This is a genomic window from Paraburkholderia azotifigens, from assembly GCF_007995085.1.
Classification (GTDB): domain Bacteria; phylum Pseudomonadota; class Gammaproteobacteria; order Burkholderiales; family Burkholderiaceae; genus Paraburkholderia; species Paraburkholderia azotifigens.
On the sequence record NZ_VOQS01000005.1, the window covers coordinates 1,080,580 to 1,103,755 of the forward strand.

24 protein-coding genes are annotated in these 23,176 nt (G+C 65.3%); 13 read left to right on the forward strand and 11 right to left on the reverse strand.

Translation table 11 applies throughout. The features are described 5' to 3' along the window. Window positions 1-73: 73 nt before the first annotated feature. A complete protein-coding gene (locus FRZ40_RS36820; protein WP_147237472.1) occupies window positions 74-778 on the forward strand; it encodes a haloacid dehalogenase type II in 705 nt (234 codons plus the stop codon). Window positions 779-798: 20 nt separating this feature from the next. Next, window positions 799-1,584: an aldolase gene (locus FRZ40_RS36825; protein ID WP_147237473.1), complete on the forward strand. Its 786-nt coding sequence runs from the start codon at window positions 799-801 to the stop codon at window positions 1,582-1,584. Between the two features lie 29 nt (window positions 1,585-1,613). Here FRZ40_RS36825 and FRZ40_RS36830 read toward each other — a convergent pair whose 3' ends face one another. The 7 genes from FRZ40_RS36830 to FRZ40_RS36860 all read right to left on the reverse strand — a co-directional run bounded on the left by FRZ40_RS36830 (window position 1,614) and on the right by FRZ40_RS36860 (window position 8,492). After that, entirely contained in the window at window positions 1,614-2,099 is a 486-nt protein-coding gene (locus FRZ40_RS36830) for an aminoacyl-tRNA deacylase (RefSeq protein WP_028364156.1), read from the reverse strand. A 119-nt stretch (window positions 2,100-2,218) separates the two neighbouring features. Next, window positions 2,219-3,193, reverse strand: coding sequence for a cysteine synthase A (locus FRZ40_RS36835; RefSeq protein ID WP_028364157.1), 975 nt, complete (start codon window positions 3,191-3,193; stop codon window positions 2,219-2,221). A gap of 138 nt (window positions 3,194-3,331) precedes the next feature. Continuing rightward, the gene (locus FRZ40_RS36840; RefSeq protein ID WP_147237474.1) at window positions 3,332-4,102 is read right to left on the reverse strand and encodes a DeoR/GlpR family DNA-binding transcription regulator; all 771 of its coding nucleotides are present in this window, start codon (window positions 4,100-4,102) and stop codon (window positions 3,332-3,334) included. 64 nt (window positions 4,103-4,166) lie between these two features. Continuing rightward, window positions 4,167-5,165 (reverse strand): 4-hydroxythreonine-4-phosphate dehydrogenase PdxA, encoded by a 999-nt coding sequence (gene pdxA, locus FRZ40_RS36845; RefSeq protein ID WP_147237475.1) that lies wholly within the window; start codon window positions 5,163-5,165, stop codon window positions 4,167-4,169. 39 nt (window positions 5,166-5,204) lie between these two features. Beyond that, window positions 5,205-6,464 carry a four-carbon acid sugar kinase family protein gene (locus FRZ40_RS36850; protein ID WP_147237476.1) on the reverse strand — a complete coding sequence of 420 codons (1,260 nt, stop codon included), beginning with the start codon at window positions 6,462-6,464 and terminating at the stop codon, window positions 5,205-5,207. Further along, on the reverse strand, window positions 6,461-7,459 hold the full coding sequence (locus FRZ40_RS36855) for a 2-keto-3-deoxygluconate permease (RefSeq protein WP_028364161.1): 999 nt from the start codon (window positions 7,457-7,459) through the stop codon (window positions 6,461-6,463). Before FRZ40_RS36855 ends, FRZ40_RS36850 begins: the two co-directional genes overlap by 4 nt. 289 nt (window positions 7,460-7,748) lie before the next feature. Next, window positions 7,749-8,492 (reverse strand): alpha/beta fold hydrolase, encoded by a 744-nt coding sequence (locus FRZ40_RS36860; protein WP_240057549.1) that lies wholly within the window; start codon window positions 8,490-8,492, stop codon window positions 7,749-7,751. A 193-nt stretch (window positions 8,493-8,685) separates the two neighbouring features. On the opposite strand from FRZ40_RS36860, the gene FRZ40_RS36865 reads away from it, so the two are divergent. Beyond that, a complete protein-coding gene (locus FRZ40_RS36865; RefSeq protein WP_147237478.1) occupies window positions 8,686-10,158 on the forward strand; it encodes an HD domain-containing phosphohydrolase in 1,473 nt (490 codons plus the stop codon). Between the two features lie 17 nt (window positions 10,159-10,175). Here FRZ40_RS36865 and FRZ40_RS36870 read toward each other — a convergent pair whose 3' ends face one another. Then, a complete protein-coding gene (locus tag FRZ40_RS36870; protein ID WP_147237479.1) occupies window positions 10,176-10,508 on the reverse strand; it encodes a DUF2322 family protein in 333 nt (110 codons plus the stop codon). Between the two features lie 275 nt (window positions 10,509-10,783). Here FRZ40_RS36870 and FRZ40_RS36875 point away from each other — a divergent pair, with 275 nt between their 5' ends. The 5 genes from FRZ40_RS36875 (at window position 10,784) to FRZ40_RS36895 (ending at window position 15,498) form a co-directional block, all read left to right on the forward strand. Beyond that, window positions 10,784-11,332: an RNA polymerase sigma factor gene (locus tag FRZ40_RS36875; protein ID WP_028364165.1), complete on the forward strand. Its 549-nt coding sequence runs from the start codon at window positions 10,784-10,786 to the stop codon at window positions 11,330-11,332. Then, window positions 11,329-12,261, forward strand: coding sequence for an anti-sigma factor (locus tag FRZ40_RS36880; RefSeq protein ID WP_028364166.1), 933 nt, complete (start codon window positions 11,329-11,331; stop codon window positions 12,259-12,261). The genes FRZ40_RS36875 and FRZ40_RS36880 overlap by 4 nt, the downstream gene beginning before the upstream one ends. 181 nt (window positions 12,262-12,442) lie before the next feature. Next, complete coding sequence (locus tag FRZ40_RS36885) at window positions 12,443-13,366, forward strand: anti-sigma factor family protein (protein WP_147237480.1); 924 nt, start codon at window positions 12,443-12,445, stop codon at window positions 13,364-13,366. A 42-nt stretch (window positions 13,367-13,408) separates the two neighbouring features. Beyond that, window positions 13,409-14,461, forward strand: coding sequence for a catalase family peroxidase (locus FRZ40_RS36890; RefSeq protein ID WP_147237481.1), 1,053 nt, complete (start codon window positions 13,409-13,411; stop codon window positions 14,459-14,461). Between the two features lie 317 nt (window positions 14,462-14,778). Next, on the forward strand, window positions 14,779-15,498 hold the full coding sequence (locus FRZ40_RS36895) for a response regulator transcription factor (RefSeq protein WP_028364169.1): 720 nt from the start codon (window positions 14,779-14,781) through the stop codon (window positions 15,496-15,498). 239 nt (window positions 15,499-15,737) lie between these two features. On the opposite strand, the gene FRZ40_RS36900 is transcribed toward FRZ40_RS36895, so the two are convergent. Further along, window positions 15,738-16,691, reverse strand: coding sequence for a phage tail tip lysozyme (locus FRZ40_RS36900; RefSeq protein WP_147237482.1), 954 nt, complete (start codon window positions 16,689-16,691; stop codon window positions 15,738-15,740). Window positions 16,692-16,933: 242 nt separating this feature from the next. Between FRZ40_RS36900 and FRZ40_RS36905 the strand changes: the two genes are divergently transcribed. Both FRZ40_RS36905 and FRZ40_RS36910 read left to right on the forward strand, forming a co-directional pair. Next, complete coding sequence (locus tag FRZ40_RS36905; RefSeq protein ID WP_147237483.1) at window positions 16,934-17,263, forward strand: hypothetical protein; 330 nt, start codon at window positions 16,934-16,936, stop codon at window positions 17,261-17,263. Beyond that, window positions 17,260-17,757, forward strand: a complete 498-nt coding sequence (locus FRZ40_RS36910; protein ID WP_147237484.1) for a lytic transglycosylase domain-containing protein — start codon at window positions 17,260-17,262, stop codon at window positions 17,755-17,757. Before FRZ40_RS36905 ends, FRZ40_RS36910 begins: the two co-directional genes overlap by 4 nt. A gap of 125 nt (window positions 17,758-17,882) precedes the next feature. On the opposite strand, the gene FRZ40_RS36915 is transcribed toward FRZ40_RS36910, so the two are convergent. Further along, a complete protein-coding gene (locus tag FRZ40_RS36915) occupies window positions 17,883-18,581 on the reverse strand; it encodes a hypothetical protein (protein WP_147237485.1) in 699 nt (232 codons plus the stop codon). A gap of 306 nt (window positions 18,582-18,887) precedes the next feature. Between FRZ40_RS36915 and FRZ40_RS36920 the strand changes: the two genes are divergently transcribed. From FRZ40_RS36920 to FRZ40_RS36930, 3 genes are all read left to right on the forward strand, one after another. Then, window positions 18,888-19,346 carry an HrpB1 family type III secretion system apparatus protein gene (locus tag FRZ40_RS36920; RefSeq protein ID WP_147237486.1) on the forward strand — a complete coding sequence of 153 codons (459 nt, stop codon included), beginning with the start codon at window positions 18,888-18,890 and terminating at the stop codon, window positions 19,344-19,346. A gap of 5 nt (window positions 19,347-19,351) precedes the next feature. Then, on the forward strand, window positions 19,352-19,984 hold the full coding sequence (locus FRZ40_RS36925; RefSeq protein ID WP_147237487.1) for a DUF3455 domain-containing protein: 633 nt from the start codon (window positions 19,352-19,354) through the stop codon (window positions 19,982-19,984). A gap of 89 nt (window positions 19,985-20,073) precedes the next feature. Beyond that, window positions 20,074-21,318 carry an NAD(P)/FAD-dependent oxidoreductase gene (locus FRZ40_RS36930; protein WP_147237488.1) on the forward strand — a complete coding sequence of 415 codons (1,245 nt, stop codon included), beginning with the start codon at window positions 20,074-20,076 and terminating at the stop codon, window positions 21,316-21,318. Between the two features lie 12 nt (window positions 21,319-21,330). On the opposite strand, the gene sctC is transcribed toward FRZ40_RS36930, so the two are convergent. Then, a complete protein-coding gene (gene sctC / locus FRZ40_RS36935; protein ID WP_147237489.1) occupies window positions 21,331-23,139 on the reverse strand; it encodes a type III secretion system outer membrane ring subunit SctC in 1,809 nt (602 codons plus the stop codon). Window positions 23,140-23,176 lie beyond the last annotated feature (37 nt).

Below are 23,176 nucleotides of genomic sequence, written 5' to 3' on the forward strand. Positions count from 1 at the left end.
AATTTAATTTCCGAATATCGGCGGCGCAGCGTAGCCTGCGATTCATCTCGACGTTTCCGCAAAGGACCGAACCATGTCGCTCGCCAACACACACCGCCCGTCGTGGCTGACCTTTGATTGCTACGGCACGCTCATCCAATGGGACGAAGGTCTGCAACACGCCGTCGCGGCGATTCTCGCCAGCAAGCGCGCAGCGGCGATCGATCCGCGCGCGTTCATCGCCGTCTACGACCGTCACGAGCACGCGCTCGAACAGACCCCGCCGCATCGCTCGTTCCGCGAAGTCGCAGGCGAAGCGCTGCGCATCGCGCTCGACGAATTCGATCTGCACGCGGACGACAACGACATCCGCATGCTCACGGAGCGCATCTCCGCGATGCCGCCCTTCCCCGAAGTGGTCGACACGCTGCGTGCATTGAAGGAAGCGGGCTATCGGCTGTGCATCGTGTCGAATACCGACGACGACGTGATCGCCGGCAACGTCGCGCAGCTCGGCGGGTACATCGACCGCGTGATCACCGCCCAGCAGGCGGGGGCGTACAAACCCGACCGCCGGCTTTTCGACTATGCTCACGAACAGCTCGGCGTATCGCGCGACGACGTCGTGCATATCTGCGCGAGCCCGCATCTGGATCATGCGGCGGCACGCGATATCGGCTTTCGTTGCGTGTGGATCGATCGCGGCACGGGCCGCACGCTGTTGCCCGACTACACGCCCGACGCGACGCTGGCGACGCTCGACAAGGTGCCGCCGCTGTTCGCGTCGGATGGCTGGTGAAACCTGCAAAAGGATCTGTGATGGCTCATACGCTCGACGTCAAGACTTCCGCCCTGTCGCGCCGCGACGCGCTCGACTCCGATGCGATGTGGACCGCCCGCGCCGAACTGGCCGCGTGTTTTCAGCTTGCCGCCCAATATGGCTTCGAAGAAGGCGTGTGCAATCATTTTTCGGCGGTCGTGCCGGGGCATGACGATCTGTTCTTCGTCAATCCGTATGGCTATGCGTTCGCGGAGATCACGGCGTCGCGCCTGCTGATCTGCGATTTCGACGGCAACGTGATCGAGGGCGAAGGCAAGCCGGAAGCGACGGCGTTCTACATTCACGCACGGCTGCACAAGGCAATGCCGCGCGTGAAGGCGGCTTTTCACACGCACATGCCGAATGCGACCGCACTGTGCCTGATCGAAGGGCCGCCGCTGTTGTGGCTCGGACAAACGGCATTGAAGTTCTACGGCCGCACTACCGTCGACGAGCAGTACAACGGCCTCGCGCTCGACAACTCGGAAGGCGACCGCATTGCAAACGCAATGGGTGACGCCGACATCCTGTTCCTGAAGAACCACGGCGTGATGGTCGCGGGCGAGAGCGTCGCGCAAGCGTGGGACGATCTCTACTACCTCGAACGCGCGGCCGAAGTGCAACTCAAGGCGATGCAGAGCAACCGCCCGCTCAAAGCCGTGCCGCACGAAGTCGCGCAACGCGCGTACGAACAGATGCGTCTGGGCGACAAGGAAAGCGCGCGGATACATCTCGACAGCGGCATGCGGCGTCTGCGCGACGCGGGCAACCGCTTCGAGATGTAACCCACTCCAGCACTCACGGAGCGCGGCGATCAGACGTGCATGCCCTGCATCCGCCGTCCGAAGTGCGCGCGTTCGGCGCCGTCCATCAGCGCCAGGAACTGCTCGCCGTCCATATGCACGAGCGCTTCGTGATCGCCGCATTCGAAATACACATCCGGCTGCCGCACGAGGCTCTCATCCAGATACGTTTTCATGCCATACGCGGTGCAAACGGGCGGCAGCGCACCGTATTCGCAATCCTTGAACAACTCGCGCAAATCCGCTTCGTTCGCGAGCGACAGGCGCCGCCCTGCTTTCGTCGACAGTTCAGCGAGACGCACCGCATAAGTGGACGACAGCACGGCTGCGATATAGCCCTGCTCGTCTTCGAACAGCACGGTCTTGGCTAGGCGATCGCCGGGGACGTGCGCGGCGGCTGCCGTTTCCATGCTCGAGTGGCTGTACGGATGACGCACGATTTCGTAACGGGAGCCCTTGTCGCTCAGGCACCCCTGAAGAGTCGTAGACATAGACATGACACACCTCCGTGTCGGAAGTCGCAGGCGATCCATTCAGGATAGTCCGCCTGCGCGTGATCCGCATGCGGGCATCGACATGATGCGCGCACGCATAGGTGCCGGCATGACGACATCGCTCACGCTGTCGCGAGGCCTTTTTCCTTCAGCCACGCTTCATTGAAGAGCCGCGCGCGGTACAGTTCGCCGCGATCGCACAGCGGCGTGACGATCGTGTGGCCCGGCCCCATCTGCCGCGCGAGCGCGACGGCAGCTGCAACATTGATTCCCGTCGATCCGCCGACATACAGTCCCTCCTCCCGCAACAGGCGATACACCATCGTCACGCACGCCTGATCGTCGATGCGAAAGGCGTCGTCGATCGCCGTGCCTTCCAGGTTGGCCGTCACGCGGCTCGAACCGATGCCCTCGGTGATCGAACTGCCTTCCACCTTGATCTCGCCGGTTTTCACGTAGCTATACAGGCCGCTGCCATGCGGGTCCGCAAGGGCGATGCGCACCGTGGGATCCTGCTCCTTCAGATAGCGGCTGACGCCCGCGAGCGTGCCGCCCGTGCCCGTCGCGCAGACGAACGCATCGACCGTGCCCGCCGTGTCGGCCCAGATTTCGGGGCCCGTGGTTTCGTAGTGCGCCTGCCGGTTGACGACGTTGTCGAACTGGTTGGCCCAGATCGCGTTGTCGAGCTCGTCGGCGAGGCGGCCCGCGATCTTCTGATAGTTGTTCGGATCTTTGTACGGCGCGGCAGGCACGGGCCGCACATCCGCGCCGAGCACGCGCAACAGCTCCATTTTGGCGGGCGATTGCGTTTCGGGAATCACGATCACGCAGCGATAGCCGCGCGCCGCGCAGAGGTGCGCGAGGCCGATGCCCGTGTTGCCCGCCGTGCCTTCCACGACCGTGCCGCCGGGCTTGAGCGCGCCGCGCCGCTCGGCGTCGAGGATGATGTAGAGCGCCGCGCGATCCTTCACCGAACCGCCCGGATTCATGAACTCGGCTTTGCCCAGGATCTCGCAGTCCGTCTCCTTGCTGAGCGCTGCGAGCCTGATGAGCGGCGTGCCGCCGATACATCCCGTGAACCCCTGGTGTACGCGCATGAGCGTCCCCCGTTTCGGTGCCGGGCAGCGAACGCGGCTGCCACATTCGAAGGATAGGCGATGGCCTGGCCGCTAACAGGGGAGCATTTCGCGAGCCAGCTTGTCTCGCGACGCGTTCAATGGCTGCGCAGTATGGGATCAGGGCGCGAGTTCGACGGTCACTTCATCGAGCGCGCGAAACGGCGCGAGCAGCGCATCGTCGGCACTCGCCGATGTGATGAGCCGCCAGTCGCGCTGCAGCGGCGTCCAATGCTGCTGGCGCGCGCGGCCGAGCTTGTCCGAATCGGCAAGCACGATGATTTCTGCCGCACGCGCGACGATGCACTCTTTCAGATACGCCTGTTGCGCGGACGCTTCGCACAGACCGAAGCCCGCGACGACGCCGTCCGCGCCGAGAAACGCGCGATCGACGGTCAGACGGCTCAGGATCAGTTCCGCCAGCGGGCCGAGCGTGCTCATGCTGGAGCCGCGCAGTTCGCCGCCGATCAGCGTGAGCCGCACGCCCGGCGCGTTTGCGAGCGCCGTGACGGCCAGCAGATTGTTGGTGACGACGTGCAGTTCTTCGCGCGTCGCCAGGTGCCACGCAAGCGCGGCACACGTCGTGCCGCCGTCGAGCAGCACGGTATCGCCGTCGCGGACATGCGCGGCGGCTGCCTGTGCAATCGATTCCTTCTGCTCGCGCTGCGCCGCCTTGCGTTCTTCGAGCGATGCTTCCGGCTCGTGCACGCCGACCAGCGCCGTCGCGCCGCCGTACGTGCGCACGAGGCGCTTCTGTTTCGCGAGCGAAGTCAGGTCACGGCGGATCGTCGCTTCCGACACGCCGAGCGCAGCGCACAACTCTTCGACGTTGGCATCGCGGGTACGGACGAGTTCGAGAATCGCCTGATGCCGGTCTATCGTTTTTTTCACGTCTGCACGGGCGGGAGAATGGGGCTCGATCTTACACCAGCCCCTGCGCCAACCCCATTGGCAATCAGCGGCGGGTCGCCAGTTCGGCGCCCTGGCGCAGCGCTTCGAGCATGCTGCCTTCGTCGACGACACCCTTGCCCGCGATGTCGAACGCCGTGCCGTGATCGACCGACGTGCGGATCACTTCGAGACCGACCGTCACGTTCACGCCCGCTTCGAGGCCGAGCACCTTCACGGGACCATGGCCCTGGTCGTGATACATCGCCACCACCAGATCGAAGTCGCCGCGTCCCGCGCGGAAGAAGAGCGTATCGGCGGGCAGCGGACCCGTCACGTCGAGGCCGCGCTCCTGCAGCCGTTTCACGGCGGGGATGATCTTCTCTTCCTCTTCGCCGTAGCCGAACAGGCCGTTTTCGCCCGCATGCGGATTGATCCCGCACACGCCGATGCGCGGACGTTCGATGCCCGCCTTCACGAGCGTCGCGTTGCCGCGTTCGATGGTCCGCTGCACGAGGCCCGGCTCGATCTTGCGGATCGCGTCGATGATGCCGATATGCGTCGTCACGTGGATCACGCGCAGTTGCGGCGCGACGAGCATCATCGACACTTCGTCGACGCCCGTCAGATGCGCGAGCATTTCCGTGTGGCCCGGATACTTGTGGCCGCCCGCGTGCAGCGCTTCCTTGTTGAGGGGCGCCGTGCAGATCGCGTCGATCTTGCCCGACTGCGCGAGTTCGACGGCGCGCCTGATGTACTGATACGCGGCATCGCCCGCGACGGCCGACAGCTCGCCGAACGGCAGGTCGTCGGGAATCAGGCCGAGGTCGATGCAGTCGATCGTGCCCTGCTCGTAGCGCGCTTCGCTCGCGTCTTCGATGCGGCGAATCGTCATCGCACCGCCGACGATCTGATTCGCGCGTTCAAGGCGCTTCGCATCGCCAATCACGAGCGGACGGCATTGCGCATAGACCGATGCGTGCGCGAGGCTCTTGACGACGACTTCAGCGCCGACGCCGGCTGCATCGCCCATCGTGATGCCGATTACGGGAAGGTAGGTGCTCATGATGTGATCTCGTGAATTCGTGCTGTTCATTCCCGGACGTCAATGCTGCACGACGTCCCGTTCTGTTTCGTTGCGCAGCGTCAGCCATGCGGCGTACAACGCGTGATCGGTGCCGAACGCACCTGCTTTCGTGACGACGCCGGGACAATGCGTGCGCGTTGCATCGAGCGGTTTCGCGACGGCGACGCCCGCTTCCACTTCGGCCAGCAATTGCAGATTGCCGATGTGCGCCGCCGACAGCATCGCGCGCGCGGTCTCGCCGCCCGTTGCGATCACGCCGCCCGTCTTCGTGAAGTGCGGCTCGACGAGCGCGGCCAGCGCGGCCGACAGATGCGCGCCTTCGGCGGGATCGAACGCGTCGTCGCGGCCGATGCGCAGCAGCAGATCGACATCTGCTTTCAGCGATACGCCGATCTGCTCCTGCAACGCGCGCCAGTCGCGATGTGTCGCGCCCTCGCGCAACACGGCGGGCGGCACGACCCGCTCTTCGACGCCGCCGCGTTCGCGCAGCATCGCGCATTGCCGTTCGCTGACGGCCGACAGGCTGCCGACCAGAATCAGGATCGGGCCGCCGGGAAATGTTTCGTTGTCGCGCCTGCTTTCCGCTGTTTCGTTACGCGAATCGAGCGCGGCGATTTCCCGCGCGAGCCCACCCGAGCCGACCCAGAAAAATGGCGCATCGCTGTGCAGCGTCGCGCGGGCGAGCGCGCGCAGCGCCCGCTCGCTTTGCGTATCGACGATCAGCGCCTGCGCGCCGCTCGCCGCCATCGCGCCGATGCACACGGCGAGCGTGTCCGGGTCGTCGGCGAGCGCGTCGGCATCGAGCCGGTCGGTCGTCAGACCTGCTGCTTCGAGTTGCGCCGCGATGCCGGCGGGCAGGCCCGCGTGCTCCAGCTTCCACGTCGCCGTCTGTTCGAGCGGTTCGCCGTGCACGAACACGCGGCCGTCGCGCACCGTACGTCCCGTCGCGGGAAACGCGGGCGCGACGATCGCCATGCCCGCAAGTGGCTGCAGGCCCGCGACCTCGGCGGCCCAGTTGCCGCGCAACGTCGAATCGATCTTCTTGTAGAGGCGCTGGCCGCGCGCGCTCATCTCCGCATACGCCGCCGCCGTGCGCGCCGCTGCATCCTGCGGCGCGAGACGGCGCGTATCGGTGTCGACGGCAATCGTGTCCGCGCCGTCGTGCGCCGGCGTGCGCGTCGCCTCCAGCGTGACGACCGTGCGATGCCCGGCGCTCGCGAAACCGATCGCGCAGTCCGCGGCGCCCGACAGATCGTCCGCAATGATCAGAATGCTCATCGGGCCAGCCCTTGGCGCTTTTCCGGGCGCGCGCGTTCATTGCGCTGCTGATAGCGTTTGGCGACGGCCGAGGTCAGAATCGGCGACAGGATCGCCGTGACGACCACACACGCGGCGACCAGCAGCGTCGCGCTGTGCGCCGCTTCCGTATAGACCGGGTTGGCCGCCGCGACGAGCGCGGGCACGGCCGCTGCATTGCCTGCCGTATTGGCTGCCGCGACACCCGCGACGCCCGTGCCGCCCGTCAGACGATCGGCGAAGTACAGAGGAATGCCCGTCACGATCACGACAGCGATGCCCAGCCCGATGCCGAGCAAACCGGCTTGCCACACCTTGTGCAGATCGAGACCCGCGCCGAGCGCCAGCGCGAAGAACGGAATCATCACGGGCACGGCCTTCGCGAGAAAGTCGCGCATGTCGCGGTCGAGATTGCCGAGCAGCATGCCGAGCGCGAGCGGCAGAATGCTGCCGACCAGCGTCTGCCACGGAAACGCCGACAGACCGGCTACGCCAAGCGTCACCATCGTCAGGAACGGGCCCGATTCGAGCGACATCAGCGTGTACGCGCCGACGTCTTCCGAGCGGCCGTACTGGCCCATCAGCGCCATGTAGAGGCCGCCGTTCGTGTCGTTCATCGCGGCGACGACGGCGAGCGTCGAGATGCCCGCGAACAGGCCCGACGACACCGGCTGCTCACCGAGAAAATGCCCGAGAATCACGCCGACTATCACAGCTGCGCCCACTTTGGTGACGAGCAGCGCGCCGCCCTTCTTCATCAGATACGGCGTCGCCTTCACGTCGATGCTCGCGCCCATGCAGACGTAGAACACGGCGAGAATCGGCAGCGCTCCCGTGAACAGCGCACTGGTGAACGAACCGAAGAACTTCGGCATGCCGGGCAGGAACGTCGCCACCAGCGAGCCGATGAGCAGCGGCACGATCATCATGCCGCCGGGAACACGCTCGATCGAGCGCTTGATGGGGATTTGAACCATACGAGTCTCCTGGCTTTATTGCACCGCGTCTGTCCGCGTTTTTGATTGAAACAATCATCCGATCGATCAAATCGATCGAATGTGTCCGTCCGCAGTGTAGACGCTTTGATCGAATCGCGCAAACCGATCAAACATATGCGCAAAACAATCATTTTCGCGACGATCATGAACAGCGTCCGCTGCCACGGCCGTCGGTGTATCGCGCATGCCTGAAAACGCAGGACAAAAAGCAAAAACCGCGACGCGCATCCAGCCGCGTCGCGGTTTTAAAGCAGCATTCAGCGCTCGATCACTGCGCCTTCGCAGCCGCCTCGATGATCGCGTTGGCCACCGCTTCGGGTTTGCTCAGCATCGGCACGTGGCTGCTGTCGACGTGCGTCACTTTCGCCTTGATTTGCCCCGCCATCGCGTCCTGCAAACGCGGATCGATCATACGGTCATGATTCGCGACGATATAGTACGAGGGTTTCGTGTGCCACGCGGCGTCCGTCACCTTGTCGTCGGTCGCGCCTGCGAACCACGGGCCTTGCGTCGCCGCAACGACGCGCTTCTGCGCCGGGCTCAGATCCTGCGCGAAGTCGTTGTCGATCGCTTTCGGCGACAGCGTCAGAAAGTTACCCGAGTCCTTCTGCAACTCGCTCGCCCACGCGGGCGCGGGCTTGCCTTTGAGCATGTCGTTGATCGACTGGCCGCTGTCGGGCGCAAACGCCGCCACGTAGACAAGCGCCTTCACCTTGTCGTCATTGCCCGCCTGGCTGATCACGGCGCCGCCCCACGAATGGCCGACGAGCACCACGGGCCCCGTCTGCGCATCGATCGCGCGCTTCGCGGCTGCGGCATCGTCGGCGAGCGAGCTCAGCGGATTCTGCACGGCAACCACATGCAGGCCACGCGCTTCGAGCAACGGGATCACCTTCTCCCAGCTCGAACCGTCGGCGAACGCGCCGTGCACCAGCACGACGTTCGTGCCCTTCAGATCCTGCGGCTGGGCGGCCTGCGCCGCGTGCAACGACAGCACCGAACCGGCGAGCATGACGGAAGCGATGCACTTTCTGACAAGCGAATTCATGAGCGATATGTCCTTCAGGTAGCGAGGAGATTCAGGAAGAGAAACGGGGCGAAGCATCGCAGACGCCTCCCGCGTGCGGTATCGGTCAAATGACCGACCTCGCGCGCAGAGGCGCGCGGGGTATAGTGGGGCTCGCTAATCGACCGATACGCGCACCATGCAAACTTCGCCAGGCCCTGCTGTCCGCGTGTTCGATGCCGTGAAGGCGCTCGCCTTCATCGGCGATCTGAGCATGGGGCAGCCGACCGATCATTCGCTCCGCACCGCGTGGCTCGCCGTGCGCCTCGCGCGTGCGGCGGAACTCGACGACGCGGCCGTCGTCGCCGTCTGCGAGGCGTCGCTGCTGCGCTGGTCGGGTTGCACGGCGAATGCATCGGGCTTCGCGGAAGCGCTCGGCGACGACGTCGCGAGCCGCGAAGCGATGCTCGCGCTCAAGCCGGATTGGGCAGGCCCGCTCGAAATGCACGGCGATATCGGCGCCACGCTCACGCCGCTCGCGCGCATCCATTGCGAGGTGTCGAGCGAAGCGGCGCGCATGCTGGGCCTCGGCCGGGACACGGAAGCCACGCTGCGCCATGTGTTCGAATCGTGGGATGGCAGCGGCACGCCCGATCATCTGGCAGGCAGCGAGGTGCCGACCACCGTGTTCATCGTGGCGCTCGCGGGCGAACTGGAGATTTTCTCGCGCACGTACGGGATCGAACGCACCAGTGCGCTGATCGGCCAGCGCGCCGATTCGCGCTATCCCGCCACGCTCGCGCGCCTCGCCGTCCGGCTCGCACCCGAATGGCTGGACGCACTCGAACAGGCCGACGCCGCGTCGATCGATGCCGCGCTGCTGACGCCGCACATGAACGACGTCACGCCCGTCGAACTGGTCGCCGACATCATCGATCTGAAACTGCCATGGATGACGGGCTATTCGCGCAGCGTCGCGGCGACGGCGGCTGCATGCGCCGCGCGATTCTCACTCGATGCGAACGCGCAAAACCGTCTCTATTGCGCGGGTCTGATTCATGGCATGGGGCGCGCAGCCGTGCCGAATCCGATCTGGAACACGCCGTCGCGGCTGTCGCAGGCCGCGTGGGAAAAAGTGCGTCTCGTGCCGTACTGGACCTCGCGCGCGGGCAGGCAGACGGGCACGCTCGCCGAAGCCGCCGAACTCGGTTCGTATGCGTATGAACGTCTCGACGGTTCGGGATATTTTCGTGGCGCTTCGGGCGCGGCGCTGTCGATCGAAGCGCGTATTCTCGCCGCGAGCGCGGCGTGGGTTGCGTTGCGCGCAGCGCGTCCGTGGCGTGCCGCGCTGGCGGATCGGGATGCAGCGAAGCTGCTGCAGGAAGAAGCCGCGCAAGGCCGCTACGATGCCGACGTCGTCAGTGCGCTGATCGACGCGGGGTCGTCGCAACGGCGCGTCGTGAATCCGCGCGCGCAGACGGCGCGTCTGTCCACGCGCGAAATCGACGTGCTGCGCGGCATTTCGCGCGGCGCGAGCAACAAGGAAGTGGCCCGCGATCTGTCCTTGAGTCCGAGCACGGTGCGCACGCACGTCGAAAGCGTATTCCGCAAGCTCGACTGCTCGACACGCGCCGCCGCCACGCTCAAGGCGCTGGCGCTCGGACTGCTGTGACGTGCGTTGCGATGCGCTCAGGCGCCAGCGATGACGTCGATGCGCAACGCCTCGCCGCCCGCCGCGATCTCAAGCAGACGATCGACGTTCGGATGCGCGCCCGGACGATTGCGCGCGTCGGCCGTATGCTCGGCGAACACGGCAAGGCCATGCTCTGCGGCCTTCGCGTCGAGCGTGCCGAATGCTTCACGCAAATAGTGGTACACGGCGAGCGAGCCCTGCTTGCCCGGCTTGTTTTCGATGCTCGCGACCACGGCGCCCTTGCCGTCGACGAGATCGATGCGCTCGATACCGTCAATGCCCGGCAGTTGCGCGAGGTTGTCCTTGAATACGTTGCCTGGTTGAATCACTGAAAACACTCCATGGTTCGGAAAATAACTGGCGGCCCGTATCTTATCCGATCATCACGTGCAAGGTTCCCGTCACGGGACGGCACGCCGTTGGCGAAGCGCGCACTGCAAATGCGAAGAGCAAAAACGCTCGTCTGCAGTATTGTCAGATCGAAGTTAAAATCGTCTGCTTGAATTCCGTCCGTGTTAACGAGTGCGCCTGACAGTTGCCGCGCACCGGCCGCATTGCCTTCATCGAGGGCAGATCACCGAGTCAGTAGCAAGGAACGACTTCCATGACAGGCGCAGACTTGTCCAGCATGCTGCCCGACATGCTTCCGAGGTTATGGGCTTTCGCATTGCGCATATCCGGCGATCAGCACGACGCCGAAGATCTCGTGCAGCGCGCGTGCGTGCGCGGGCTGGAACGCGCGCATCAGCTGCAGGCGGACACGGCGCCGCTCAGCTGGATGTTTTCGATCGTTCACTCCACGTGGATCAACGAACTGCGCGCGCGTTCGGTGCGCAGCCGCTCGAGCATGGAGTGGGACGACGACTTCCTCGAAACGGTCGAAGATCCGTCGGCGCGCACGCCTGAACAGATCACGATGAACGCGCAGATCATCGAGGCCGTGCAGCGTCTGCCCGAGGCGCAGCGCGTCGTGATGCTGCTCGTCGCCGTCGAAGGCCTCAGCTACAGCGAAACGGCGGAGACGCTCAACGTGCCCATCGGCACCGTGATGAGCCGGCTGTCGCGTGCGCGTCAGGCCATCGGCGCGCTGTTTGCGGGCAAAGCGGCCCAGCCGCTGAAGATGGCGGCATTCGGCAAGGACTCGGCGTCATGAAAGTAGACGACATCACGCTGATGGCCTACGTCGACGGCGAACTCGATATCGAGGAGCGCCGCGAGATCGAGCGCGAACTCGATCATTCGCCGGAACTCGCGGAGCGTATCGAACTGTTCCGCGCGTCGAGCCTGCCGTTCCACGACGCGTTCGCGCAGCAGAAGCTGCCGCCCGTGCCCGAGTCGCTGACGCGCAAGATCGCCGAACTGGCACGCACGCATGCGAGCGCGACATCGACCGTGCCGCCCGGCCCCGCCGCCGATCCCGCCGCGAACGATGCCGTCGCGCCCGTCCAGGCAGGCGTGCCGCCGTCTGCGCCGATCCGCTCGCGCATGCGTTTTTCCGCGCCGTGGCTGGCCGTCGCGTTCGTCGCGGGCGTGTTCTGCTGCGGTATCGCGTTACGGCTGACGCCCGGCGTGCTGTCGGGCGGCGCATCGTCGACGGTGGCATCCGCGCAGCCCGCTTCGCCGTGGGTGATGGCGGCAGCCGGCTATCAGGCGCTGTATTCGCGCGACACGGTCGCCGTGACGACGGACCCGGCCGTGTCGGCGAAGACAGTCGCCGATATCCATGAGATCGACGGACTGCCTGTGCGCGTGCCCGATCTCAGCGCGCAAGGACTCACGTTCAAGCGCATCCAGCGTCTGCGCTTTCATGACAAGCCGCTCGTGCAGATCGTCTATCTGCCGAAATCGGGCGGACCCGTCGCGCTGTGCGTCGTGAAGGATGCGAAACCGGACCAGTCGATCGCACAGCAGAAGATCGACGACATGAACGTCGTCACGTGGCGGCAGTCGGAATTGAGCTATGCGCTGATCGGCTCGGCGGGCCAGGTGAATCTCGACCGGCTCGGCAAGATGATCGCGAATCGCGATGTCGACGCGATGTTCGGCCGCGCGCCCGTGCCGGAGCATCCCGTGGCGAGTTGACGCTGCAACGGCGCGCGCATCGCTTTCCGGTCTTTCGGCCCTTCGCGCCCGTGTACGTCAAATCGGTACATTGACCCTATTGTTTGCACAGAACGCTATACTTGATAGCCAGCTAGCTGTGACATCGCCGTGACATGATCCATTTCCCGTGTTGCGGCACTTCCGACCAGGGCCCGAGCGTATGAATGTCGACGATACGGTGCTGATGGCGTATGTCGACGACGAACTGTCGCCGCAGGAACGTCAGCAGATCGAAGACGAACTCCGTGCACACGCGGAGCTCGCGGACAAGGTCGCCCTCTTCAAGGCGTCGCGCCTGCCGTATCGCGAGGCATTCGCCGAACAGAAGCTGCCGCCCGTCCCCGCCAGTCTCGTCAAACGCGTCGACGACCTGATCCGCGCGCACACAGAAGCCGCGAAGCGCGGCACGCCGCCTGTCGCGAACGACGCCGCCATGGAACACAGCGCGCAATTGCCGCCGTCCGCGCCCGTGCGCTCGCGTCTGCGCATCGCGCCCGCCTGGCTCGCCGTCGCGTTCGTCGGCGGCGCGTTCTGCAGCGGCGTCGTGCTGCGGCTCGCGCCAGGCGTCGGCTTCGCGCCGGGCAATAACGCGGTCAGCAGCGCGGGCAATACGGCCACGGTCGCGTCAACGTCCATGACTTCGCTGCCATGGGTGCAGGTTGCGGCAAGCTACCAGCAATTGTATTCGCGCGACACCGTCTCGCACATGTGGCCCGATGTGTCCGACGCGCAAAGCACCGTCGACGAAATCCGCACGGAAGACGGCATCGCGCTGCGCGTGCCCGATCTGAGCAAGGCGGGTCTGCGGTTCATCGGCGTGCAGCGACTGAAGTTTCATGGCCGTCCGCTCGTGCAGATCGTGTATCTGCCGCAGAAAGGCGACCCCGTCGCGCTGTGCGTGATCAAGGAAGACAAGGCGAATCAGCCCGTCGCCTCACAGCGCATCGATACGATGAACGTCGTCACGTGGCGCGAGTCGAAGCTCGGCTATGCGCTGATCGGCGCATCCAGCAACGGCGATCTTGCACCGCTCGGCAAAGAAATCGCCGAACGTCATTTCGATCCGCTCTTTGGTTCCGTTTGATGCAGCGTGCGCCGTCGCGCGCGCCGCATGAGTTGTCGATTCATGTCCAGATTTCCCTTTCGCATAGTCGCGGGCGGTGCGCTCGCCGTGGTCGCACTTGGTTCCGTCGCAGGCGCTTATGCCATTACGCATGGCTTGACGGGTCTGCTCGGCGGGCAGCCTTCGGCGGCGCAGATCATCGACCGGTTCGAAGCCGTTTCCGGGAAGCACGCGGGCTTTCGCCGCAATCACGCGAAAGGCGTGTGCGTCACCGGCTATTTCGACAGCAACGGCAACGCCGCGCCGCTCTCGCGCGCGAGCGTGTTCGCAGCGGGCCGGTCCCAGGTGGTGGGACGCCTGTCGATCGGCGGCGGCAATCCTGCGCAAGCGGATGGCGCGTCGAACGTGCGCAGCCTCGCGCTGCGCATCCTGACGCCGGGCGGCAGCGAATGGCGCACCGCGATGAACTCCGCGCCGATCTTTCCCGTGCGCACGCCCGAAGCGTTATTCGAGATGCTCGCGGCCTCGCGGCAGGCGCGCGAAACGACCACGTACGGCAGCGACGAAGGCATGGACGGATTCATGAAGGCGCATCCCGAAACCGTGCGCTTCGAGCAATGGCTGCACGACCATCCGCCGTCGTCGGCATTCGGCAATGCGGCCTATTACAGCGTATCGGCGTTCCGGCTGATCGATCGAGACGGTCACGCGCAGAACGTGCGCTGGCGTGTCGAACCTGACGACGCCTATGTGCCCCTCGCCGATGCGCAAAAGCAGGATAGCGATTTTCTCGAACGCGGACTCGCGGAACGCCTGCAACAAGGCCCGCTTCGCTGGCATATGGTGATCACGCTCGCGCAGCCGGGCGACGTCAGCAACGACTCGACGCGGCTATGGCCCGCGAACCGCACGCAGATCGACGTCGGAACGCTCGTGGTGCAGCGTGAAGAGGCGCAGATCGACGGCCCATGCCGCGATATCAGCTTCGATCCGTTGACGCTGCCCGACGGCATCGCGCCGTCCGACGATCCGTTGCTCAAGGCACGTTCCGCTGCATACGCGGAATCGCATGAACGCCGCGTGAGTGAAGAGCGACGCTACGCGGCACACCAATAGAGGCGGCCGGCCCAGATAGTGGGCGGCATCGTTTTATCGAATGCCGCTTCGCCGCGCAAAACAATTAAAAAAAATTTCGCGTTCCAGCGCAAGAGCACTGCCCCGCGCATCGTGTACCTCGTCGCAAACCCTTGCCCCGCAAGCATTTTTCGCATGCCGCACATCCGCTTCGCGCGATTGGGAAACGGATGGAATAGTCCCTTGCTATCAGGTGTTCTGTATTCAGGAGCGCTACAAAAGAGATGGCGCCCACGACCAGAACGACGGGGGATATCGGCGCGCATCGGCCGCGCCGTGATGATGGTTATGGAGTACACATGCGAATTGCCTTATTCACTTTCAGCGACGTACTGTTCAAGCAGATCAACGAAGGTTTCGAACAGAGCGGCACGTCGTGTACGCGCTTCACCGACGAACTTTCGCTGATCCGCTTTCTGCAGCGCGACTCGGCGGCGCTCGTCATCTTCGATGCGACGCAAAGCCAGATCCCCGCGCTCGCGACGCTCGAATGGCGCAGCTGCCATTTCCGCACCGATCTGCCCGTGATGATGATCGGCCGTTCGTGGGACAGCGGGGCCGTGATCGAGGCGCTCGATGCAGGCGTCGACGAAGTCGTGATCGGCACCGCGAACGTCGACGAAATCATGGCGCGCTCGCGCCGCGTGATTGCACGCTGCCGCGGCTCGCGCGTAGTCGACCGTCTGGCCGTGGCGGGTTATACGATCGACCGCACCGCGCGCACGGTGAGCTTCGGCGAACGGCGCGTGTCGCTGACGGCACGCGAACTGAGCCTCGCGTGGCTGCTGTTCATGAACGCGGGCACGCTGATGAGCCGCGAACAGCTGGCGCATGCCGTGTGGGGCAAGGACGCGGATCTTGCCGGCCGCTCGCTCGAACAGCACATCTACAAGCTGCGCTCGAAGCTCGCGCTCGACAACCGCGATGGCTCACAACTGAAAACGGTGTACTCGCTCGGCTATGTGTTCGTCCCGCGTGAGCAGGAAGCCACGGAATGCCGCGAGCCCGTCGCCGCGTGAAGCGCTTGCGTGCACATACGAGGTCGAAGTCTGTCACATGACACGGAGTGGACGAATGCGGCCCGCGCGGCACACGATGCACGCGCCCGACGCTGCGGCAACCCGCCCGCAACGCATGCCCGTTCGCCATGCTCGCGTCGTGTCAGTGCCTGCGCCCGTTTATGCATGCGGATCGCCCATCGAGCTATTCGCGCATGCGTCAGCGGCGTGCTAAAGCGGCGTCATGACGACGTGCGGATTCACGCGAGTATCTGGTTCAGATAACCGAGACGCGAGGCCATCTGCGGATCGGACGGCTGCTCGAACGCGTTGCAGAATGCCTGCGTCGCGGCCTGCGCGCTGTTCGTCTTCTTCACGGCATCGATCGCACCCGCTTGCGAGGTCTGCAATTCCTGCTTCAGATAGCCGTAGTTCGCGGCCTCGCTCGACGGATCGAGATTGTGCTGACGCGCGTAGTCGATCAACCCCTGCTTGCGCGTGCCGCCCCATTGCGCGATGCCGTAGCCGTTCGCGTTGTCGTCGGCCATGTTCGAACCCGGCGCACCGATCTTGCCGCCCTGGTTGATGCCCGAGTTCATGCCGCCGCTCTCGTGCCACAGGTTAGCCACGATGCCCGCCGCCTGGTCCTTCGTCAGCCCGAAGTCCTTTTGCAGATTGCTGACGTACGCATCGGCTGCCTGCTTGCTTTGTGCGGGCGACAGCGCCTGCGTCTGCGGCGCGGTGCTGAGCCCTTCGGGCGCGGCACCCGATGTGGATACGCCCTTCACCGGCGTCGACGTCGACGCGGGCGTGCTGCCGCCGCTGCCCGCGGCATTGCCTGCGCCTGCTGCGCCGCCCGTACCGCCATAGCCGCTCGCGGGCGCTGCGTTACCAGGCATCGCCGTGAAATTGCCGTAGCCGCCAGCAGGCGAGCCCGCCTGTGCGCCCGTACCGCTCGGCGCCCCCGTGCCTTTGGGATCGCTGAGCATGGCGGCGAGATCGGAGAGGAACTGCGACACCGCGCTGCCATTGCCCGCTGCGGCGCCCGACGCTCCCGCGCCCTGTCCCGAGCCGCCGCCGTCGATCAGCTTCGCAATGTCGTTCAGCAGATTCGCAACCGACGCGTCCTGCGAGGAGCCGTTGCCCTGCATGCCCGATATGGGCGACAGCCCCGACACACCGCCCACGCCGTTGAAAAGAGAAAGAGAGTTCATCCGAGTCCTCACGAGAGATGGCCGGCCATGACATCGGTTGCGCCGCCCAGGTAACGTCACGATACGGGCCGCGCGGTCGATGCATCCCGTCGCGCACGAAGCCAGATGCGCAAACGCGAAAGCGCCGCGCGCCGCCAGCCGCTTCGCATGCCCGTAGCGCTGCTTCGCGTTGCACGCGCGTCGACTGGAGGACGGCATCTATCCTCGTACGCATCGCTTCCCGTTCGACAAGGAGCACATTCATGCGCCTCTCTCGACGCGCTCTCATTGCGTTATCGATCATGCTTGGCGCTATCGACGCTCGCGCGCAAAGCCACATCCGCGAAAGCCTGCTGCGCGTGAACGCCTACGACGACACCATCGAAGCACGCCGCCTCGACGAGGCACGCGCGGCGCAACGACGCCTCGACGAACATCGCGAAGAGACGCATCGCGAAGAGGCGCATCGTGAAGAAGAGCATCGCGACGAAGCCCATCGTGAAGAAACTCGCCGCGAAGCACGCATCCACGCCTACAACGCATGGCTGCAACGCTGGCACGAAACGCGCACGATCGAAGCAACGACGCCATGAACACGCGCCTCGATCGCTCGTTGCTCGTCGCACGCTCGCTGCTGTTCGCATCGGCCTCGCTCGCAAGCGTGTCGGCACACGCCGACTGCTTCGACGACGCAGCCGCGTGGCAACATCTGAATCCGCTCGTTCTGCGCGCGATCGCCTGGCAGGAATCGCACAACAACGCCGACGCGACACATGCGAACGCGAACGGCTCGATCGATTACGGCGTGATGCAGATCAACTCGATCCATCTGCCCGAACTCGCGCGCTACGGCATCCGCCGCGATGCGCTGATGGTGCCGTGCAAGAACGTCTATATCGCCGCATGGCATCTGCGCAAGCAGGTGGTCCGCTACGGCAACACGTGGACGGCCGTGGGCGCCTATCATTCGTCGACGCCCGCGCTGCGCGACGACTACGCGCGCCGCATCGCCGCGATCATCGACGGCTGGCGGCGCGATCCTGCGCACAGCATCCCGGTGACAGCGGCATCGCTGGCGGCGCGTTGAGCCACCCCTGCGACGCAGCGAAACCGCATACACATCGCACAACGACATCGCACAACGACATCGCACAACGACATCGCACAACACGGCGCGCGGTGAATGCCGAGCGCCGCATCGCCTTGCATCGATCAGACGTCGTTCTTCTGATTCAGGTCGCCCGACGACACCGATACCTGCGACGAATCGAATACCTGATTGCCGCCGTCGGCCGTTTCCGGTTTCGTGAAGCCGCCCTTGCCGAACATCTGCGCGAAGTTCATTTTGCCGTCCGCGTGTCCCGTTTCGAGGATCGCCGCTTCCTTCGTCGCGCCCGAGTTCAGCGTGACCGACCCGTCGGCGCCCATATGGCCGACGTTGTTGCCGCTCGCGTTGTACAGATTGCCCTGCGAGTCTTCCTGCAGATGCAGCGCGTCGCCGCCCGCCTTGCTGTTGATCTTGATGTTGTGCATGCCCTGGCCCGCGGCGCCGAGACCGGTGTCGCCCGTCGTTGCGCCGACGGGCGAGCCGGCAGGTGAACCGGCGGGAGCGCCTGTCGACGGCATTCCGCCCGGCTGGCCGCCCGGCGACGTCGCCGCGTTCTGCGCACCCTGCGCACCCTGCGCACCTTGCTGTCCGCCCAGCACGCCCGCCAGATCCTTCAGGAACTGGCTGACGTTGTTCGATCCGCCTGCGTTGTTCTGCTGACCGTCGATCAGTTGCGACAGGTCTTGCAGCAGCTTGCCGACGTCGCCGCCCTGACCCGGCACGCCTTGCGTCGAGCTGCCCGTCATGCCGCCGGCGGGCGTGTAGCTCACGGGATTGAGAAAGGATTGGGTAATGGAGTTCATCGAATTCTCTCTGGTTAACAAAGAAGACGAACCGGCGATCTTTGCCCGATCCCGATTCACTGTCGACGATAGAGGGATGCGGACATGCGACGGCTGCATGGCGCGAAGCCGCGTGACGTGTCGCGAATGACCGCGCGCAACGCATCGAAACACCATGTGTCCGCGCCTCCGATACAGCACGACGACACGCTTCGGCACGCGGCACGACGCTTCGCGCAACGGCGATGCCGACCGCACTGCAGTACGCAAAATGCAGTGTCGGGCATGAGCCCGCTATCGTCCGTCAACTGTTCATGCGAGGCCGTCATGTCGAATCTTCAATGCAGTCCATCCGTGCTCAACGCGATGATGTCCGTGTTCTCAGGCGGCATGCGCATCGGCGCCACGCCGGAACTGCATGACGTGCTCGGCGCGCTGCGCGCGTGGCAGCCGGACAGTCCGCTCGCCGACGTGTGCGAAGCCCGTCTGCTGATCAATCAGACCGAGTGGCGCGAAGCGGCCAGCCTGTTGCGCCACGTGACGAGCCGTCATGCGAATCTGCCCGTCGTATCGGCGCTGTACGCGCTGTGTCTCTACATGCAGCACGACGACGAATGGCGGCGCGCCGCAACGGAGGCCGTCGATACGAACAACGACACGGCCATCGCCATCGTCTCGCGCTTCCTGAACGTGCCTGCCGACGATGGCGCGAGCGTCCACGATTCCGATCTGTCGACGCGCGTGCTGGCCGCGATCGAAACGAGCCGCGCGCTCGAACACAGCTGATCGCGATGAGCGCCGTTCCGTTGACACGCGCAGCCGCGACTGTCGTTGCGATAGCACTGACGTTGGCGGGCACAGGCTGCGCGAGTGCGCCGCAAGCCGCGCCTGAAGCGCAGTTGCCGCCGACGTTCGAACCCGCGCGAGGCGAAGTGCCGGGCAGCACGCTGCACGCACAGGGCGACATGCACTATGTGTGTGCCCGTACGGAAGCGGGCGCGCAGTCCGCAGACTTTGCCGCGTACATGTGGAAACCTGTCGGCACGCTTGCGCGGCTTCTCGATGATAAGGGCCATGCCGTCGCGCTCGTCACGCCGGAAGGCTATTACTCGGCGTATGACGGCAGCTACGTCGTCGCACGCTTGACGGACACCGTTCAGCCCGATCCGCAGACGTTGCCGTGGACGCGCGAAGCGATCCGCTTCACGGCGGCGGCGTCGAATGGCGATGGACGATTTGCGGGAACGACGGCGATCGTGCGCGCGCATACGATCGGCGGCCTGGCGCCTGCGGGCGCATGCGACCAGGAAGGCACGAGCCTCGCCGTGCCGTATTTCGCCACTTATCTGATCTATCGGCATGCCGATGCGGATACCAGCGCCGCGGCGCCTCGCATGACGCCCGTCGGCATCACGGCGCCCTGACTCTCACGCAGAAACAAAAGAAAAACCAGCGGCATCCGCCCCGCCGAACTACACTCGAATCCGCATCCTCACCACGGAGCACGCCCGACATGGATACTGACGTGAAGCGGATCGTCGTGATCGGCGCCGGTTTTGCCGGCCTGTGGAGCGCGCTGGGCGCCGCGCGCAAGCTCGATGAACTGCGCGTGCCGGGCGACCAGGTCGAAGTTGCCGTGATCAACGGCACGCCGTATCACAGCATTCGCGTGCGCAACTACGAGCAGCCGCTCGACGACACGCTCGTGCCGCTCGACGACGTGCTCGATCCTGCCGGCGTGCGCCGTATTCTCGGCAAGGTCAACTCGATCGATCTGCAAAACAGGCGCGTCGGTTTCGAATCCGGCGATGCGCCCGGGCAATCGCTCGGCTACGACCGCCTGATTCTCGCAGCGGGAAGCGAACTGGTTCGCCCCGCCATCCCCGGATTGCGCGAATTCAGCTTCGATGTCGACACGTTTCAGGGGGCCGCGCGTCTCCAGGCGCATCTGCTCGAACTGCCGGGCAGGCCTGAATCGCCAGGACGCTTCACGGTGGTCGTGGTCGGCGCGGGGCTGACAGGAATCGAACTTGCCGCGGAATTGCCAGCGCGCTTGCGCAGCATCATCGGTGAAAGTCACGGCAACGCGATACGCGTGATACTCGCCGACCGCTCGCCGAAAATCGGTCAGGCGATGGGCGGCGCACAGCCGGTGATCGAAGAAGCGCTCGTCGCGCAAGGCGTGGAACTGCTGCCGCGCGTGTCGCTCGAAGCCGTCACGCGCGACGGCGTGCAATTCACGGGCGGCGAGCACATCGATACCGCAACCGTCGTCTGGTGCGGCGGCATGCGTGCAAACCCGTTGACGGCGCAATTCCCCGTCACGCCCGATCCATTCGGGCGCGTTCCCGTCGATGCCTTCCTGCGCGTCGACAACGTGCCGAACGTGTTTGCAGCGGGCGATTGCGCGCGCATCCTGATCGACGGCGAACGGCCCTCCGTGATGTCCTGCCAGCACGGCCGCCCGATGGGCCGCTACGCGGGGCACAACGCAGTATGTGACCTGCTCGGTCTCGACATGCTGCCGCTCGCCATCGACTGGTACACGACCATCCTCGATCTCGGCCCGTGGGGCGCCGTCTATACGGAAGGCTGGGAGCGGCGCCTCGCGTCGCAAGGCGCCGCCGCCAAACAGACCAAACGCACGATCAACTGCGAGCGCATCTATCCGCCGCGCAACGGCAAGCGCGAAGACATCTTCGCCGCCGCGGCACCCGTCGTACAGGCGCCGCCTTACACGGTCCGCGAAAAGAACTGAAGCTCACCGCGTTCAGAACTCGATTACACGCGGCGTGAGCAGCACCAGCCGCTCCATATGGCTGCTCTGATGCGTGCGCGAGCGGAACAGCGCGCCGAGCACGGGAATCTTCGACAGCACGGGCACGCCCGTATTCAGATTCGAGTCGTTATCCACGCGATAACCGGCGATGAGCAGACTCTGGCCTTCCGATACGACGGCCTCGGTGTTGATCTCGCTGGTGCGGATCTCGGGAATGTCCTTCACGCTGTTGCCCGTCGGTTGACCGTCTTCCACGTGCACCTGCAGCTTGATCTGCTGCGTGCCGTTTGCGTCGACCACCATGGGGAGCACGCGCAGCGTATTGCCGACCTGCACGCTGAACAGATTGCTCGACGTGAAGCCCGATACGGGAATGAAGAACTGCGTCTTGTTGTTCATCACGGCTTCGACGTTGTCGAGCGTCGCGACCTTCGGGCTCGCGTCGATCCGCGCGAGGTTGGTCTGCTCCAGCGCGTCGATGCGCGTCAGCAGATAGCGGCCCGCGTCGCCGACCACGGCTGTCAGCGAGCCGCCCGTCGGCGTCGCCGTCGCGACCAGATTGCCCGCCGTATCGAGCGACGAAAACGTCGGGCTCACCGTGCCGTTGAAGTTGTTTGCGTTGGCGCTGCCGCTGCCCGTCTGGAAGTCGAAGTGGCTCGAATGCGCGTGCCAGTCGACCCCCAGCTGCTTGAGCGCGCCGTCGTCGATTTCGATGATGTGCGCTTCGATCTCGACCATCCGACGCTTCACGTCCAGCCGGTCGATCAGCTGCTCATACTGGCCGACGCGATCGGGCAGATCGCGGATCAGTACCGAATTGGTCCGCGCGTCGGCCTGAATGACGGGCAGCGAGCCTGCGCCGTCCGGCACGGCCGCCGTCGCCGCGCGGCCACCGCCCTGGCCGCTGCCCGCTGCGCCGCCTGACGTGCCGCCCGCCGTGCCGCCATAGCCGCCGCCCGGCAGTGCGCCGACCGGCCCGCCGCCCGCCGCCGCGACGCCCGCGAACACATCGGGCAGCGGCGGATTCACGCCGTTGCTGTTGTACGGCGAGCCGCCGCTCGTGCCGCCCTGCACGTCCGCGTAAGGGCTGACCTGTTGCAGATTCGCCGTGCCGTCCGCCGTACCGCGCGACGTGCCCTGCTGGTCGCTGTCCCGCTCCGGGTGATAGAGACTCGCCAGTACGTGCGCGACGCCCGGCACGACCTGCGTCTTGCCGTTCACGGTGATCGTGTGATCGGCGGCCCAGCCGTAGCGCAGCGGATACGCGCGCACTTCGCTGCCCGTGCGGCGATTCGCGTTCTGATCGAGCCGCGCGGCTACCTCATCGACCAGCTGGATCAACCGGTGCGGTCCCGTGATCAGCGCGACACCCTGCTCGGGGTCGTAGACGATCGGGAAGCGGTCCGTGTCGAGCCCGATCTGCTTGAGCGTCGCGCGCAGGCTCTGCGTGCCCGCGAAGTCGAGCTTGATGACCTTGGTGGTCACGTCGTCGGCGGTGCTGATGGAAAGCACGCTGCCGTCGTAGAACCAGACGAAGCCGAAGGTCGCCGCCATCGTGTCGATGAACCGGCGCGGCGGCAGATCGAAGCGCCCCGACACGGTGCCCTGCACGTTCGGCGCGATCGTCGCGATGATGCCCTGGCTCGCCGCGAAGTCGCGCAGCACGTCCTTCAGATCGCGGCTTTCCACCGAAATATGCACTTCGCCGGGCCGCCACGAGATCGGCGCGGCCTGGCCCGTGCTCAGGCCCATCATCAGCAAGGCGGCCGCGATCGCGCGGCGACGGAATGTGAGTTTCATGTTCGACGCTCGGGATAGGTATGGTTCTGGCGTGACT